We start from the raw sequence: 13,701 nt of genomic DNA, 5'->3' as shown, positions 1-13,701 counted from the left end.
TAAGTTTTTTAATTGATAATTTACAGCGCCGCAAAAGTCCAACTTCAATATTTACTCAAAGTGTCTCCTATATTATTTATCCATTAACAAAACGAAAAAATTAATCAAATTTCAACGGGTGATTTATGACAGATTGAGTTAAAAAGACATTGGAGGCGGTTTTCTATATTAAGCTAATGTTAACTGTATTTTCAATGTTAAAAAATATTTAAAAAATTGTTACGCTGATCTCAGCTAGTCAAACAACGAAAGTAAGGTCGCAATCTCCAACTTTTCATAATTATCAATATAAAGATCACAATTCGGCAGCTCACCCTTCGTATGGCTAGAAAGCACCCCTACCACTTTCATCCCGGCATTTAGCCCTGCGCTGGCTCCAGAGAAAGAATCTTCAAAAACCAAACAGTTTTCAGGCTTCACACCTAGATTTGCTGCAGATTTTAAGTAAACTTCTGGATCAGGCTTATGCTTAGACACGTCTTCCGAGGCAAGCTGAGATTGCATTTGATTGCCAATACCCAGAGCGCCTATAATTAAATCAAGGTTTGCACGCGGGGCCGAAGTAGCCACTGCTGTCAGTAATCCTTCAGATTTTAGCTTCGCAAAAAACTCCATAAAACCCCTAATTGGATTTACTTCATCCTTATATATTTCTCTGAAAAGCCCCTCTTTTTCGTTTTCCAGCAAAGCCAACTCCTCCCCTTCAATTTTCCTTCCCAAAAAATGGCTCAGAATGTATCCGTTATTTTTCCCGTACATATGTTCTGCATATTCCTCTTGTGTAGGATTTAGATTTCTCTTTGCAAAAAAGCGCTGGAAAGCAATGGAGTGAAATGGATTGGTATGGCAAATAACGCCATCCATATCAAAAATGACTGCTTTTAACATGGGCTGATAAAGTATTGAAGTCGTAAAATTAAGGATAAGACACTAAAAAACCCTCCCAAGTTCCAAATACAAGGGAGGGTTTTCTTTCAGGTAAAGAGGAACTACGCTTTATTTTTCAAATGCAGCGATAGTTTTCTCTATAATATCACAACATTCATGAAGTTGCTCTTCAGTCATCACCAATGGTGGAGCAAAGCGAATAATATTCCCATGAGTTGGCTTCGCCAAGAGCCCATTATCTTTTAGTGCCACGCAAATATCCCAGGCCGTGCTGCTTTCTTCGGTATCATTGACCACCACAGCATTGAGAAGTCCTTTGCCTCGAACCAGTTTAACTATAGTGTAGCGATCAACCAATTTTTGCATACGAACTCTGAATAGTTCACCAAGTTTTCTAGCGTTTTGAGCTAGGTTCTCATCTGAAACTACCTCTAGGGCAGCCATTGCCACTTTGGCCCCAAGTGGATTTCCACCAAATGTGGAACCATGTTGACCAGGTTTGATTACGCCCATAATGTGGTCATCGGCTAGGACAGCTGACACTGGATAGAAACCTCCAGAAATCGCTTTGCCCAAAATCAACATATCTGGCTTCGTATAAGTAGCTTGTTTCTCGCATGATTTTTCACAGGTACAATTCCCACAAACTGCTAAAAGCGATCCAGTCCGGGCAATTCCAGTTTGAATCTCATCAGCAATAAGAAGTACGTTTTTTGCTTCACATGCAGCCTTAGCCTGTTTTATATAATCATCTGAAGGCACATAAACACCAGCTTCACCTTGAATTGGCTCGACCAAAAAGGCTACTACATCAGGATCTGAAAGAGCCTCTTTTAAAGCATCAACATCATCATATGGTATTTTGATAAAACCAGCAGTATAAGGACCAAAGTTTCTACGTGCATTCTCGTCATTAGAAAACGAAATGATTGTAGTAGTCCTTCCGTGAAAATTATTTTCGGCTACAATGATCTTTGCTTGATTTTCATCTACTCCCTTTTTCTCGTACCCCCACTTTCTGGCAATTTTGATAGCCGTCTCCACACCTTCCGCACCGGTATTCATCGGAAGAACTTTATCAAAACCGAAATATTCAGTAATGTATTTTTCAAATGGCCCAAGCACATCATTATGAAAAGCCCGGGAAGTCAAAGTCAAAGTACTCGCCTGCTCAATTAAGGCATCTTTAATCCGCGGATGGCAGTGACCTTGATTTACAGCAGAATATGCTGACAGGAAATCATAATATCTTTTGCCTTCCACATCCCATAAAAATACTCCTTCTCCCTTTGCCAAAACAACTGGTAATGGATGATAGTTATGAGCTCCGTATTTATCTTCTAAAGCTATAGCTTGATTACTTGAAGTTATAGTCTGCATGTTTTTCTTAATTTTGTGTACTATATACTATAAGGACTGGACAAGTTCAAATATAGTAATTGCCTTTGCCCGAACCATGAAAGATCCGAAGAACCCTCAACCTAGTAGTCCATTAAGTTCGGAAGACTTCTATTTCAACGAGCAAGGACTGATGGTTTTTACAAAAAGTTACCATCTAAAAAGGGGTTATTGCTGTGGCAATGGCTGTAAACACTGTCCCTACACAAAAGCCTGAGATGAAAGGAAATATTTTTGAAATGCATTGTTGCAAATCCCCCAAAAGTTCCGATATTTGCAGACTCATTACAGAAACGGATACAATTTACTATACATTACCATGGCAAAAGTTTGTGACATTACCGGAAAAAGACCTCGAGTAGGTAACAACGTGTCCCATGCAAACAACAAAACTAAGCGTAGGTTCTACCCAAATCTTCACAAGAAGACGTTCTACGTTCCAGAAGAAGATGCATGGATCACTTTGAAAGTTTGTACTAAGGCATTGAAGACTATCAATAAGAAAGGTATCACTGCGGTTTTGAAAGAAGCTCAGGATAACGGGATGATTGTAATCAGATAATCAAGGTCACTACCCTTAAATCAATACAAAGATGGCTAAGAAAGGCAATAGAGTACAAGTGATTATGGAATGCACGGAGCACAAAGCTTCTGGATTGCCAGGTACTTCAAGATACATCACTACCAAGAATAGAAAAAATACTACTGAAAGATTGGAATTGAAAAAATTCAACCCAATTATGAAGAAGGTAACTGTTCATAAAGAAATTAAATAATTTAGCTCGGAAGCAATTCCGTTAAAACGATAAGATTATGGCTAAGAAAGTAGTAGCAACCCTTAAGAAAGAAGGCGGCGTAACTTACGCCAAAGTTATCAAGGCGGTAAGATCTGAGAAGACTGGCGCTTATACCTTCAGAGAAGAAATGGTTCCTTCCCCTTTGGTACAGGACACCTTGAAAAAATAAGTTGCATTTTGCAGCATAAGGCATTCTAGTCCCTCTGTCCATCGGTCAGCAGGGACTTTTTCGTTATATTCCACTTTCAAAACGCATACCCATGGGAATCTTTGGTTTCTTTTCAAAAGACAAGAAAGAAAGCCTCGATCAAGGCCTTCAGAAATCAAGCGAAAATATTTTTTCAAAACTCAGTAAGGCCGTAGTTGGCAAGTCCAAAGTGGACGATGAGATTTTGGATGAATTGGAAGAAATTCTAATCACCTCCGATGTGGGGGTGGACACTACTATCAAAGTCATTCGAAGAATTGAGGAACGAGTAGCACGTGACAAATATGTAAACACAGCGGAGCTCGATGTGATTCTCAAAGAAGAAATTGAAAACCTTCTAAAGGAAAATAACTCTCAGGATCTAATGGATTTTGACCTTCCGGAAGGCAAGAAACCCTATGTCATCATGGTAGTAGGAGTCAATGGTGTGGGTAAAACCACTACTATCGGCAAACTGGCAAATCTTTTCCAATCCGCAGGAAAGTCAGTCATCCTAGGCGCTGCGGATACGTTCAGAGCTGCAGCAGTAGATCAATTAATCCTTTGGGGAAATAGAGTCGGCGTACCTGTTGTATCTCATGGCATGAATACAGATCCGGCTTCGGTGGCATTTGACGCGGTAAAACAAGGAGTAGACACCAATGCAGATGTCGTCATCATTGATACTGCCGGGCGACTCCACACCAAAGTAAATCTCATGAATGAACTTGGCAAAATCAAGCGTGTCATGCAGAAATTCATCCCTGATGCACCACACGAAATCCTATTAGTTTTGGACGGATCCACCGGTCAGAATGCTTTTATACAAGCCAAGGAATTTACGAAAGTCACAGAAATCACTTCTCTTGCAATCACCAAACTTGACGGAACCGCTAAAGGCGGAGTGGTAATTGGAATTTCGGATCAATTCAAAATCCCGGTCAAATACATTGGGGTAGGCGAGAAAATGACTGATTTACAGATTTTCAACCGAAAGGAATTCGTCGATTCTCTCTTTACCAAGAAAAAATAAAAGACAATCCTTACCAAATACCTCGACACCCATCGGGGTATTTTTTTTGCAAAAATTTGAACCTTGTTTGAAAAATGTCGTAATTCAATGTGATATCATTTTAACATCATAATAATATGGAAAAAATAACTAAACCTATTTCTGGATATATCCTTATCCTCGTTGTGCTGGCTCTTATTCCAGTAGCTATTTTCAGTTTTATAGGTGATCAGCCAATAATAGGCTTTGCAGCAGGTTTATTATTCTTTGTCTGCATTCCAGGCTTTTTCATCGTGGAGCCTAATAAAGCAATGGTTCTTCTGCTTTTTGGTAATTACATAGGTAGTGTAAAAGCAAATGGTTTCTATTGGGTCAATCCTTTTATGACAAAGAAGAAAATTTCTTTACGAGTGAGAAACTTCGAGAATAAGCCTGTCAAGGTAAACGACAAAATCGGTAACCCAGTAATGATAGGCACCATCGTAGTTTGGCAGGTGGAAGATACATTCAAGGCTACTTTTGATGTGGATGATTATGAAAACTTTGTGCATCTCCAATCAGATGCTGCAATCCGAAAAATGGCGGGACTTTATCCATACGATAATTTTGAAGCTGAAGAAGCTGAGGTTACGCTGAGATCTGGTGTAGAAGATGTCAATCATTCACTGGAGCAAGAAATTAGTGAGCGTCTTCATCATGCGGGAATCAAGGTAATTGAAGCTAGAATTTCGCACTTGGCCTATGCTTCTGAGATCGCATCTGCTATGCTTCAAAGACAGCAAGCCACCGCTATCGTAGCTGCTAGACAGAAGATCGTGGAAGGTGCAGTTGGTATGGTGGAGATGGCCTTAGCCGATTTAAAATTAAAAGATATTATAGAGTTTGATGACGAGAAAAAAGCTGTAATGGTCTCCAATCTGATGGTAGTGCTTTGTTCAGACAAAAGTGCAAGTCCTGTCCTCAACGTCGGCACCCTAAACCAATAGCTAGTATGGCTAATCGGATTTTCAAAGAAAGCCAGACATATTTCGGCACCTGGGTCATGTATTTTATACTACTGACTGAGGTGCCAATCCTGATACTACTTGCAGTATTGTATGCTACTTCAGATGACAAACAAGAAATGGCAATCGCATTAGGGGTAGTTTTGGGTACTATGGCCTTGGTATTTGCTCTTATTTTCAATCTAAAACTTGAAACCAGAATCGACGAAAAAAGCATCGCCTTTAGATACACTCCATTTATCAGAAAATGGAGGCACTTCCCTAAAAAAGAAATAAAATCATGTGAAGTAATCACCTATAGCCCTATCACAGACTATGGCGGCTGGGGGTTCAAAGGCAATAAAACAACCAAAGCTTATTCAGTACTAGGAAACGAAGGGCTTCTCATGGATGTGGGTGAAAAGAAAAAAATAATGATAGGAACGATGAAGTCCAAAGAACTGACGGACTTCATGAAAAATTGGATGGAGGAATAAATTATGCCAAAGAAGAAAGCATTTGCACTACGGCTGGATGAGAACATGATGAAAGCGATCGAAAAATGGGCCGCAGATGAGTTTCGTAGTACCAATGGTCAGCTCGAATGGATCATTCGTGAATCATTGAAAAAAGCTGGACGCATACCAAAAGGCGATTCCAACCATTCGGACACCTAATAAACAAGCCGAAAACTTATATATTGAAGCAGTAAAACCTTAACCACTGACAACCATGAAAAAACTAATTTTATTATTTGCTCTTTTAGTTGGGGTAAACTACTTTTCGCCCGCTGAAGCTCTCGCTCAAACAGTAATTTCCTCAGGAATAGATAGTAAAACCCAAGAGAAAATTGAGAAAGCGAAGATCAAAATTGAGAAATACCAAAATGATCATGAAAAAGCAGTAGCAAAGCGGCAAGATCTGAGAGAAAAATTTGAAAAGAAAAATTCCGCTGGCAAACTGTCTCCTAATGACATCGAGAAAATCACTAAAAAAATTGAAAAGCAAGCGAAGTCGATTGAAAAGCTGGAGAAAAAGATGGCTAAACTGGAAAAATTCATCGACGAAAATTCCTGATTGTTTTCTATTGGCTAATTCGCTTCTGGAACATATAACAACTCCCCTTTTTCAAAATCATATAAAGTAAGTGATCTCAGCTCATAGTAAGCCATCCAAAAGTCACGCAATGAAGTATAAAAGGCTCTTTTATTAGCGTCTTTTTCATTTTGGGCTATATTCAGGTTAGTGATTGTCACATTGCCAGTCTGATATCTTTTGAGGGCGATTTCGTACCTGCGTTGAGCCACATCGTCTGAGATTTTAGTCACGTTCAAACGCTCCTTGATCATCAAGAAATTCTTCACCATAGTGAAAATCTCCTGCTCAAAATTTATCAACTCCTGAGCCACCGTACTTTCCACAAGCTCCTGGTTTGCCATAGCCATAGACATACGAGCTTTATTTCTACCCCAATCTAAAATCGGAACCGACAGTCCAAGACTGACTAAAGCCTGAGTATTTGGATTCTGATATATGTCCGGAAAATTAAAAGCCGCGTTATTGTAACCATACCTAGCGTTTAAAAGAACTTGAAAACGCTGCCCACGCGCTTGGGCCACCTGAGACTCTGCCTCAGTTTTCTGCCGTTCATATCCTATTGCTTCTGATCTATTTTGAAAGGCAAGCTCTATCGCCCGCTCCACATTCACCTCAAACTCGGGAATATCTATTGGGGAAACGAGATTCAAATTGGAAGATTGATTCAAGCCTATAAATGAGTTCATCGCAAACGCGGCACTTTCCAAATCTACTTGTGCCTGGGCAGCAGCCTGCTGGGCGTTTAAAACCTGCAGTTCCACCTGTAAAAGATCATCTTCTGGGGTCACACCCAATTCATTCCTCTTTTTCTCTATCGTAAAAATATCCTCTGTATTCTTCAGGTTAGACGCCGCGATCTCCGAGTTGACTTGGGCAATAAGGTAATCGAAATACAACTGAGTGACGTAGATAGAAACTTCCTCCATTTCCTGTACATATTCCCGCTTACTCTCTTCATATAGCAAAGGCTCAATCTTCTTATCCCATTTGTAAGGATTGAATGCAAATATCGGCTGATTCAAAGCCACACTTATCGGCACCCCCGAATACCTCGTCTGAGGTTGCCCTGGATTTGTTAGAAAATTATCAAATCTATTGGTTGAAGTATTCACAGACACTGTCCCTCCGGTAGCACCTATCACCTGCTCCAATCCGAGTCCCAAATCCATCAGATTCTGCTTCACTTCTATGAATTCTATGGAGCCGTCTGGCTGCGTGATATTATTAAACTCCTGATAATATTGAGGAATAGTACCGGTCAGTCTCAATTGCGGGTTATAATTTGACCTGAACAATCTGTACTGCCAATATCGGTTTTCTCGTCTCGTTTTTGCCCGCAGGGCCACTGGTGAACCATCCTTTGCCTGCTGCACTAGCTCCTTAAGTGTGAAAGTTTTTGTCTCCTGCGCAGCAGCAAAATCAAGTAATGAACAAACTAAAACCAGAGTAATAACAGTCTTGATAAAAAGTAAATTTCTAATCTTCATAAAGTTGTTTTTTAGGATTGAAAAAGGAGGATAATTCACATCAACTAAAATACTGATTGATTCTACACAAACAAGAATCTTATTGCACTTCAAATCCTAAAAAATCTAAAAAAGTCAAAACATTATATTTAATTACGCTCCTTTTGACCCTTTGCGTAACTTGCAGGCTGATTCAAAATAACCATGAAGTCCATTATTAGCTTTGTTATTCGTTATGTCCCTAGACCACTTCTACAACGAGTAAGTCCCTTCGTGATGAAAGTTTTTGCCCAGATGAATTCCGGCAAAAATGTCACTTGTCCGGTATGTGATCACAGCTATAAGAAATTCCTACCCTACGGCCGAATTGCCAGAGCAAATGCACTTTGTCCAAATTGCCTCTCTTTGGAACGACACAGATTAATGTGGCTTTTCCTCAAAGAGAAAACAGATTTTTTCACCGCTCCACTTCGCGTGCTCCACGTAGCGCCAGAACATTGCTTTATCGAGCGATTTGAAGGGTTAGACAACTTGGATTATATCACAGCTGATATTGAATCACCTTTGGCTAAAGTCAAAATGGATGTACATGATATTCCATTTCCAGAGAATAGTTTTGACGTAGTCTTTTGTAACCATGTACTAGAACATGTAGAAGATGACCTCAAAGCCTGTGCTGAGTTCAATCGTGTTTTGAAGCCAAGCGGCTGGGGAATACTTCAGTCGCCTGTATATCCTATCGAAAAGACGCTAGAGGACAAGAATGTCACTGACCCAGCAGAACGCGAGCGGCTTTTTGGTCAAAGAGACCACGTTCGAAAGTTTGGGCAAGATTATGCAGAGCGTTTGAGAAAATCAGGAATTGCAATTGAAGAAAATCACTTTGTAAAAGAAATCCCTTCTAAAGTAATAAAGCAAAATGCTCTTCCATCTGAAGAAACTATCTTTGTCTGTAGAAAGAGAAATTAACGGCTAAATGCCTTTTTCAATAGTTCAAAAGGTAAGCCAAGTCCATACGACCAAAGTTGTGAAGCTGATGTCATCAAACTTAATAAGCCTACTTTTATTGAGCTGTTTTGTATACTAGAAGTGAGAATAACGCCCATACTCCAAAACAGTAAAAGCCCCAAACTTTGTACAAAAAGTGAGTTGTTAAAATAATAGAAAACTGGAATTGACAGGGAAAAAAGCAAGAAAGCTGTGGGTAGCCAGTGAACCAGCTTTATTGCACCGGGATGAAATCTGGATACATTCACCCGATTTCTACCGAAGGAGAAGGCTTGCTTTGCAAATGAAAGGAGCGTGTTTTTGCGTTTGTGATAAACAAAAGCTTCTCGAACCAATTCAAGTTTGAATCCAGCCTTTTTAATTCGGATACTCCATTCAATGTCCTCTCCTTGATTTGGATCTGCAAAACCACCGGTCACCTCAAACACGGCTTTTGATACACCCATATTAAATCCCCGGGCTTGGTATTTAGATGGATCTTTCATTTTACCACGAATACCGCCAGTCGTCCAAACCGAAGTCATTGCAAAGTCCATTGCTTTTTGCAGAGCAGAAAAATTCTCACCCGCAGCATCAGGGCCACCAAAAGCATCAAGATTCCTATCTTGAATCGCTTGTGAAAGCTTTTGTAAATAATCCTCAGGTAATAGGACATCAGAATCCAGAATTACAAAAAAATCACCTTTGGCGATCTCCATCCCGTTATTCCTGGCAAAGCCTTGCCCCGTATTAGGTTGTATTAAATATTGAATAGGAAGTTGAGACTTGAATACCTCTATAATTTCAGATGAGTCAATAGTAGATCCATCTTCAATTACTATTACTTCAAAATCATGATAATTTTGAGTTTTTAGACTTTGTAGCAGTTCCCCTAATTCATCAGGTCTATTATAAACCGGTATGATAACCGAGAATTTCATCAAAAGTCGAAGTTAACCTCTTCATCAATTTTGTATTCTGTTTCTTTAGATTGATTGGAAGTCATCAGTTCGGCAATAAAACCCGTCACAAATAACTGCACGCCGATAATTAAGGCGATCAAAGCCAAAAAGAATAAAGGTTGCTCAGTGATTTCACGCACAGATATACCTTTACTGAGCCCATAAACTTTCTGAAAAATCAACCAGCAAGTGATAATAAAGCCTGTTAAAAATGACATACTCCCAAGAAGTCCAAAGAAATGCATGGGTTTCTTTTTATATCGATGTACAAAAGAGACAGATATCAGATCAAGGAACCCATTTAAAAAGCGCTCTAATCCAAATTTAGAATAGCCGTACTTTCTGGCCTGATGCTGAACTACTTTTTCTCCTATTTTCCCAAAGCCATTCCACTTCGCAAGCAAGGGAATGTAACGATGCATTTCGCCATAGACTTGAATATTTTTTACGACTTTTAGTCGGTAGGCTTTCAGTCCACAATTAAAATCATGCAATTTGATCCCAGAAATCCATCGAGTAACCCCATTAAAAAATCTAGAAGGAATTGTTTTACCTAACGGATCATGACGCTCTTTCTTCCAGCCAGACACAACATCAAGCTTCCCTTCTGTGACCATCGCGTATAATCCTGGGATTTCATCTGGACTGTCCTGAAGATCTGCATCCATAGTGATTACGACGTCACCACAAGCTTTTTTGAAACCCGCATCCAGTGCAGCTGATTTCCCGTAATTTCTGGTGAAATTAATTCCTTTCACCTCATTGAATTGCTGTGAAAGCGTATTAATAATCTCCCAGGAAGTATCAGAACTGCCATCATTTATAAAAATCAACTCATAAGAAAAGCCGTGATCATGCATGACACGGCTAATCCATTGAGTTAATTCAGGCAGTGACTCCTCCTCGTTAAATACAGGAACTACAACTGAAATCTGGGTCATAAATTAATAATCGAGAGACTTGTCTCTTTTCTTGAGGATTGCAGCCAAAATTAAAGCAATAATTGCATAAACTATCAGCCCGAAACCAAAACTCATAAGCTGGCCAGAAAGGGTGAATCCTTTAGCAGCACCCGTTCTCATTTCTTCCAAAACGGCTGGATCCATAGTATCAGGATCTTGCCCGAACTTTTCCATAATGGACATTTGGGTTTCAAAAGCCTGATCTGCTAATACGCCAGCCAAGGAAGGATCAACGACTTGAAATAAAAGGATCTGCCCGATCAAACTAATCAAGCCAGAGATAACTATAGCAATAAAAGAAAAATTAAAGGCTGTCCCAAAACTCATAAAGCCACCCAATTCTGTCCTATATTCTTTTCCAAAGTATATTATGAGTACTATAAAAACGACAATTGCAACTAGCCCGAACCATCCTGAACCTAGTAGTGTAGAATCAATGAAATAGGCTATAAACGTAAGTGCTAGAGAAACCAAACCGATTGTTAGACCTGGTTTGATTGCTGCCTGAAAAGGAGATTGTTGTTCTTCCATGAGTTCGTTAGTTAGGATTTTTTCTTAAAATAATAGATATAATAATAGTAAAAAACAGACCAGGGATGATTTTCCAAAGCGCATCGTTCAATGCGATATCCCAAGGCAGCATGTTTTGGATGCTTTCAAGGGTCAAATTAAAGGAATTTTCTCCCACCTGAGCCACTATGGATTCCTTACTATCGGACAATACTTCAAGTTTTGATTCTTTGACCTGCTCAAACAAAGTGGAATGTAATAAAAGCACCAACCATATTCCTCCAAGAGAGACGATTGCTTCCAACATATAAGTGACAAATCCCACCGACATCCCTTCAGCAAAAGACAAATAGCCATTATTACTATATTCCTTGAAAAATTTAATAGCCAAAAAGATTGCCACAGGTGTAATCACATAGCCAAAAACCAGGTTTAAGTTGGTAGGGTCCGGGTACAAAAATGAGAGGGAAATGAATGCGATAACACTGAAGGCACCTGCTATTCCTCCAAATTTGTAGGCTGAGCTAAAATACTTATACATTAGCCTCTAGTAATTGCCCTTTTTGAATCACATATTTCACCTGACCTTTAAGCTTCTTTCCATACCAAGGTGAATTAGATGAAAGTGATTTATTTGACTTCTCATCGTATGTCCACTCCTTCTCTGGATCAAATATGGTCCATGAGTTATTAAGTTTGTGAGGCAAAATAGCCTTTGGACCTGAAGTAATTTTTTCAATAAGCAATGACCATCCAAGCTCATTTTCAAGTTTCACTAGGGCTGGAAGAAATGTTTGCAACCCTACCATACCAACATTAGCCAGATCAAATTCCATAAACTTAGAATCTCGATCTTCTGGCTGATGATTACTCACCAGTGCATCAATTGTCCCATCCTTAATACCTTCAATTAATGCCATTCTATCCGCATCACCTCTGAAAGGAGGCAACACTTTAAGATTTGGATCAAAGTCCATTAAATCACCATCTGAAAACAACAATTGATAGATAGACACATCAGCTGTAACATTCAGTCCTTCAGTTTTAGCTTCCCTTATAAGGTTAACTCCTTTTGCAGTATTCACTGTTTGAAAATGAACTCGGCCTCCTGTATATCGGATAATCTCAAGATTTCTTTGAATAGCTACATCTTCTGCAAGATTTGGAATTCCTTTTACACCAAGCATTGTAGAATTTTCACCCTCATGCATGTGCCCAAAGATTGCCAGTAAGGGATCATAAGCATGATCAAACAATACCCCGTCAAACTTCTGGAGATATTGGAGTATTTTCATGTAGCGATCTCCATTCGCTAGAGGCTTAACGCCCTCTCCAAAAATTGAAACACCTGATTGATGGTGCATATCAAGAATCTCAGTGAAATTCTCTCCATCGGTGTCCTTAGTAACAGCTCCCTGAATAAAAAGCTCTGGTGTATATTTCCTAGATCTATTCAGGACAAAATCCACATCACCCTTAGACTGAATAACTGGGTCTGTATTAGGCAATATTACAGCTGCTGAAAACCCACTAGATAGCAAGGAATCAGCGAGACTTTCAATAGACTCTTTATATTCATGACCTGGTTCGCCCAACCCACATCTGAGATCTACCCAACCCTCCGATAGCAGCCATCCAGAAGCATCAACTTCCTGGTCAAATTGTGATTTTTGACTAGAAGAAGCAGGTGTTAACTCTCCATTTTCAAAAACGTAATCAGTTAATTCTTCAGAACCAGCTTGATTAATAATACGGAGATCTTTAAATAGGATGGACATTCAAATTTACTTTGATGCAAAACTGCAATAATATTCTAAAAATGAAAAGTGGAATTTGAAATAGTATTTTAAAAGGCTTCTCCACAGAATCAATAAATACTAGCATTTAAAATGGATAGCAAAACTCTTCCAAAAAGCCTGCTCGATTTAAGTCACTAACAAATCATAGAACAGATGTCTTAGATCCATTTAAATTAATATGTATATCCGCTTTGTTACCAGTAAATAAATAAAAGCGACTTAAAAGATGGTATACTCTAGCTTTGAGGCCGCTTCGGTCTTCGGTCATCCCCACCTGTAGTTCGGTCATCGGTCTTCCAACCAACCAAGCAAAGAATCTAAGGTGACTGGCATCATTGCGGATAATCATATAATTTAAAAGTAAAAAGGTATATAAAACCAAAACCCAATGGAATTAACCATCGGGCTTAGGATAAATGAGGCTGCATTGGATTCCTATGGTTGGCTGTTCTTCCGGGTTTTGTATTCACTTACCAAAACAGGGGGTAACGCAAAAAAGCCAGTCCCGAAGGATATCGGGACTGGCTTTTGAATAAATGAGGCGGCGACCTACTCTCCCGGGTGTAACCCCAGTACCATCGGCGCTGCAGGGCTTAACTTCTCTGTTCGGGATGGGAAGAGGTGGGACCCCTGCGCTAGGCCGCCTAAATTG

The 13,701-nt window shown here is 39.5% G+C and carries 19 protein-coding genes and 1 rRNA gene; 11 read left to right on the top strand and 9 right to left on the bottom strand.

The features are described 5' to 3' along the window. Positions 1 to 234: 234 nt before the first annotated feature. Both LV83_RS05565 and rocD read right to left on the bottom strand, forming a co-directional pair. Complete coding sequence (locus LV83_RS05565) at positions 235 to 888, bottom strand: HAD family hydrolase (protein WP_111610565.1); 654 nt, start codon at positions 886 to 888, stop codon at positions 235 to 237. 108 nt (positions 889 to 996) lie between these two features. Beyond that, the gene (rocD, locus tag LV83_RS05560) at positions 997 to 2,268 is read right to left on the bottom strand and encodes an ornithine--oxo-acid transaminase (RefSeq protein WP_111610564.1); all 1,272 of its coding nucleotides are present in this window, start codon (positions 2,266 to 2,268) and stop codon (positions 997 to 999) included. Positions 2,269 to 2,344: 76 nt separating this feature from the next. Here rocD and LV83_RS05555 point away from each other — a divergent pair, with 76 nt between their 5' ends. From LV83_RS05555 to LV83_RS05515, 9 genes are all read left to right on the top strand, one after another. Then, the gene (locus LV83_RS05555; protein WP_158530506.1) at positions 2,345 to 2,503 is read left to right on the top strand and encodes a DUF5522 domain-containing protein; all 159 of its coding nucleotides are present in this window, start codon (positions 2,345 to 2,347) and stop codon (positions 2,501 to 2,503) included. Positions 2,504 to 2,605: 102 nt separating this feature from the next. After that, positions 2,606 to 2,848 (top strand): 50S ribosomal protein L28, encoded by a 243-nt coding sequence (gene rpmB / locus LV83_RS05550; RefSeq protein WP_057939354.1) that lies wholly within the window; start codon positions 2,606 to 2,608, stop codon positions 2,846 to 2,848. 31 nt (positions 2,849 to 2,879) lie between these two features. Continuing rightward, positions 2,880 to 3,062 (top strand): 50S ribosomal protein L33, encoded by a 183-nt coding sequence (gene rpmG, locus LV83_RS05545; RefSeq protein ID WP_057939355.1) that lies wholly within the window; start codon positions 2,880 to 2,882, stop codon positions 3,060 to 3,062. Positions 3,063 to 3,099: 37 nt separating this feature from the next. Then, on the top strand, positions 3,100 to 3,252 hold the full coding sequence (locus LV83_RS05540; RefSeq protein WP_111610562.1) for a DUF4295 domain-containing protein: 153 nt from the start codon (positions 3,100 to 3,102) through the stop codon (positions 3,250 to 3,252). 91 nt (positions 3,253 to 3,343) lie between these two features. Further along, the gene (gene ftsY / locus LV83_RS05535) at positions 3,344 to 4,303 is read left to right on the top strand and encodes a signal recognition particle-docking protein FtsY (protein WP_111610561.1); all 960 of its coding nucleotides are present in this window, start codon (positions 3,344 to 3,346) and stop codon (positions 4,301 to 4,303) included. 116 nt (positions 4,304 to 4,419) lie between these two features. Beyond that, positions 4,420 to 5,268, top strand: coding sequence for an SPFH domain-containing protein (locus LV83_RS05530; RefSeq protein ID WP_111610560.1), 849 nt, complete (start codon positions 4,420 to 4,422; stop codon positions 5,266 to 5,268). 5 nt (positions 5,269 to 5,273) lie between these two features. Then, a complete protein-coding gene (locus tag LV83_RS05525) occupies positions 5,274 to 5,762 on the top strand; it encodes a hypothetical protein (RefSeq protein ID WP_146613691.1) in 489 nt (162 codons plus the stop codon). Positions 5,763 to 5,765: 3 nt separating this feature from the next. Beyond that, the gene (locus LV83_RS05520) at positions 5,766 to 5,942 is read left to right on the top strand and encodes an Arc family DNA-binding protein (RefSeq protein WP_111610558.1); all 177 of its coding nucleotides are present in this window, start codon (positions 5,766 to 5,768) and stop codon (positions 5,940 to 5,942) included. A gap of 55 nt (positions 5,943 to 5,997) precedes the next feature. Beyond that, positions 5,998 to 6,342, top strand: a complete 345-nt coding sequence (locus LV83_RS05515; protein WP_111610557.1) for a hypothetical protein — start codon at positions 5,998 to 6,000, stop codon at positions 6,340 to 6,342. A gap of 14 nt (positions 6,343 to 6,356) precedes the next feature. Here LV83_RS05515 and LV83_RS05510 read toward each other — a convergent pair whose 3' ends face one another. Then, positions 6,357 to 7,850 (bottom strand): TolC family protein, encoded by a 1,494-nt coding sequence (locus tag LV83_RS05510; protein ID WP_111610556.1) that lies wholly within the window; start codon positions 7,848 to 7,850, stop codon positions 6,357 to 6,359. Between the two features lie 183 nt (positions 7,851 to 8,033). On the opposite strand from LV83_RS05510, the gene LV83_RS05505 reads away from it, so the two are divergent. Further along, positions 8,034 to 8,798, top strand: coding sequence for a class I SAM-dependent methyltransferase (locus tag LV83_RS05505; RefSeq protein WP_111610555.1), 765 nt, complete (start codon positions 8,034 to 8,036; stop codon positions 8,796 to 8,798). Here the strand turns inward: LV83_RS05505 and LV83_RS05500 are convergent. Genes LV83_RS05500 through LV83_RS05480 form a run of 5 tightly spaced genes read right to left on the bottom strand, consistent with a single transcriptional unit; the run spans position 8,795 to position 13,028 of the window. Continuing rightward, positions 8,795 to 9,757: a glycosyltransferase gene (locus tag LV83_RS05500; protein ID WP_111610554.1), complete on the bottom strand. Its 963-nt coding sequence runs from the start codon at positions 9,755 to 9,757 to the stop codon at positions 8,795 to 8,797. The two genes, LV83_RS05505 and LV83_RS05500, sit on opposite strands and share 4 nt — an antisense overlap. Further along, positions 9,757 to 10,719, bottom strand: a complete 963-nt coding sequence (locus tag LV83_RS05495) for a glycosyltransferase family 2 protein (RefSeq protein ID WP_111610553.1) — start codon at positions 10,717 to 10,719, stop codon at positions 9,757 to 9,759. The genes LV83_RS05500 and LV83_RS05495 overlap by 1 nt, the downstream gene beginning before the upstream one ends. Before the next feature lie 3 nt (positions 10,720 to 10,722). Then, a complete protein-coding gene (locus LV83_RS05490) occupies positions 10,723 to 11,271 on the bottom strand; it encodes a DUF4199 domain-containing protein (RefSeq protein WP_111610552.1) in 549 nt (182 codons plus the stop codon). Between the two features lie 7 nt (positions 11,272 to 11,278). Continuing rightward, positions 11,279 to 11,791, bottom strand: a complete 513-nt coding sequence (locus tag LV83_RS05485) for a DUF4199 domain-containing protein (RefSeq protein WP_111610551.1) — start codon at positions 11,789 to 11,791, stop codon at positions 11,279 to 11,281. Continuing rightward, positions 11,784 to 13,028 carry a dihydroorotase gene (locus LV83_RS05480; protein WP_111610550.1) on the bottom strand — a complete coding sequence of 415 codons (1,245 nt, stop codon included), beginning with the start codon at positions 13,026 to 13,028 and terminating at the stop codon, positions 11,784 to 11,786. The genes LV83_RS05485 and LV83_RS05480 overlap by 8 nt, the downstream gene beginning before the upstream one ends. Before the next feature lie 409 nt (positions 13,029 to 13,437). On the opposite strand from LV83_RS05480, the gene LV83_RS21360 reads away from it, so the two are divergent. After that, positions 13,438 to 13,581 (top strand): hypothetical protein, encoded by a 144-nt coding sequence (locus tag LV83_RS21360; protein WP_158530504.1) that lies wholly within the window; start codon positions 13,438 to 13,440, stop codon positions 13,579 to 13,581. 4 nt (positions 13,582 to 13,585) lie between these two features. Here the strand turns inward: LV83_RS21360 and rrf are convergent. Continuing rightward, positions 13,586 to 13,697, bottom strand: a 5S ribosomal RNA gene (rrf, locus tag LV83_RS05470). Positions 13,698 to 13,701: the final 4 nt, after the last annotated feature.

The organism is Algoriphagus yeomjeoni (genome assembly GCF_003259505.1).
Classification (GTDB): domain Bacteria; phylum Bacteroidota; class Bacteroidia; order Cytophagales; family Cyclobacteriaceae; genus Algoriphagus; species Algoriphagus yeomjeoni.
Note: the sequence above shows the minus strand (reverse complement) of the source record. Positions and strands in the feature narration are given on the sequence as shown.

Excerpts from the sequence above, each read along its gene's own strand:
- rpmB (WP_057939354.1), top strand. The coding sequence starts at position 2,606 with ATGGCAAAAGTTTGTGACATTACCGGAAAAAGACCTCGAGTAGGTAAC.
- LV83_RS05555 (WP_158530506.1), top strand. The coding sequence starts at position 2,345 with ATGAAAGATCCGAAGAACCCTCAACCTAGTAGTCCATTAAGTTCGGAA.
- LV83_RS05540 (WP_111610562.1), top strand. The coding sequence starts at position 3,100 with ATGGCTAAGAAAGTAGTAGCAACCCTTAAGAAAGAAGGCGGCGTAACT.
- LV83_RS05520 (WP_111610558.1), top strand. The coding sequence starts at position 5,766 with ATGCCAAAGAAGAAAGCATTTGCACTACGGCTGGATGAGAACATGATG.
- LV83_RS05505 (WP_111610555.1), top strand. The coding sequence starts at position 8,034 with ATGAAGTCCATTATTAGCTTTGTTATTCGTTATGTCCCTAGACCACTT.
- LV83_RS05495 (WP_111610553.1), bottom strand. The coding sequence starts at position 10,719 with ATGACCCAGATTTCAGTTGTAGTTCCTGTATTTAACGAGGAGGAGTCA.
- LV83_RS05515 (WP_111610557.1), top strand. The coding sequence starts at position 5,998 with ATGAAAAAACTAATTTTATTATTTGCTCTTTTAGTTGGGGTAAACTAC.
- LV83_RS05530 (WP_111610560.1), top strand. The coding sequence starts at position 4,420 with ATGGAAAAAATAACTAAACCTATTTCTGGATATATCCTTATCCTCGTT.
- rpmG (WP_057939355.1), top strand. The coding sequence starts at position 2,880 with ATGGCTAAGAAAGGCAATAGAGTACAAGTGATTATGGAATGCACGGAG.
- LV83_RS05490 (WP_111610552.1), bottom strand. The coding sequence starts at position 11,271 with ATGGAAGAACAACAATCTCCTTTTCAGGCAGCAATCAAACCAGGTCTA.
- LV83_RS05525 (WP_146613691.1), top strand. The coding sequence starts at position 5,274 with ATGGCTAATCGGATTTTCAAAGAAAGCCAGACATATTTCGGCACCTGG.
- LV83_RS05500 (WP_111610554.1), bottom strand. The coding sequence starts at position 9,757 with ATGAAATTCTCGGTTATCATACCGGTTTATAATAGACCTGATGAATTA.
- LV83_RS05485 (WP_111610551.1), bottom strand. The coding sequence starts at position 11,791 with ATGTATAAGTATTTTAGCTCAGCCTACAAATTTGGAGGAATAGCAGGT.
- LV83_RS21360 (WP_158530504.1), top strand. The coding sequence starts at position 13,438 with ATGGAATTAACCATCGGGCTTAGGATAAATGAGGCTGCATTGGATTCC.
- LV83_RS05480 (WP_111610550.1), bottom strand. The coding sequence starts at position 13,028 with ATGTCCATCCTATTTAAAGATCTCCGTATTATTAATCAAGCTGGTTCT.
- rocD (WP_111610564.1), bottom strand. The coding sequence starts at position 2,268 with ATGCAGACTATAACTTCAAGTAATCAAGCTATAGCTTTAGAAGATAAA.
- LV83_RS05565 (WP_111610565.1), bottom strand. The coding sequence starts at position 888 with ATGTTAAAAGCAGTCATTTTTGATATGGATGGCGTTATTTGCCATACC.
- LV83_RS05510 (WP_111610556.1), bottom strand. The coding sequence starts at position 7,850 with ATGAAGATTAGAAATTTACTTTTTATCAAGACTGTTATTACTCTGGTT.
- ftsY (WP_111610561.1), top strand. The coding sequence starts at position 3,344 with ATGGGAATCTTTGGTTTCTTTTCAAAAGACAAGAAAGAAAGCCTCGAT.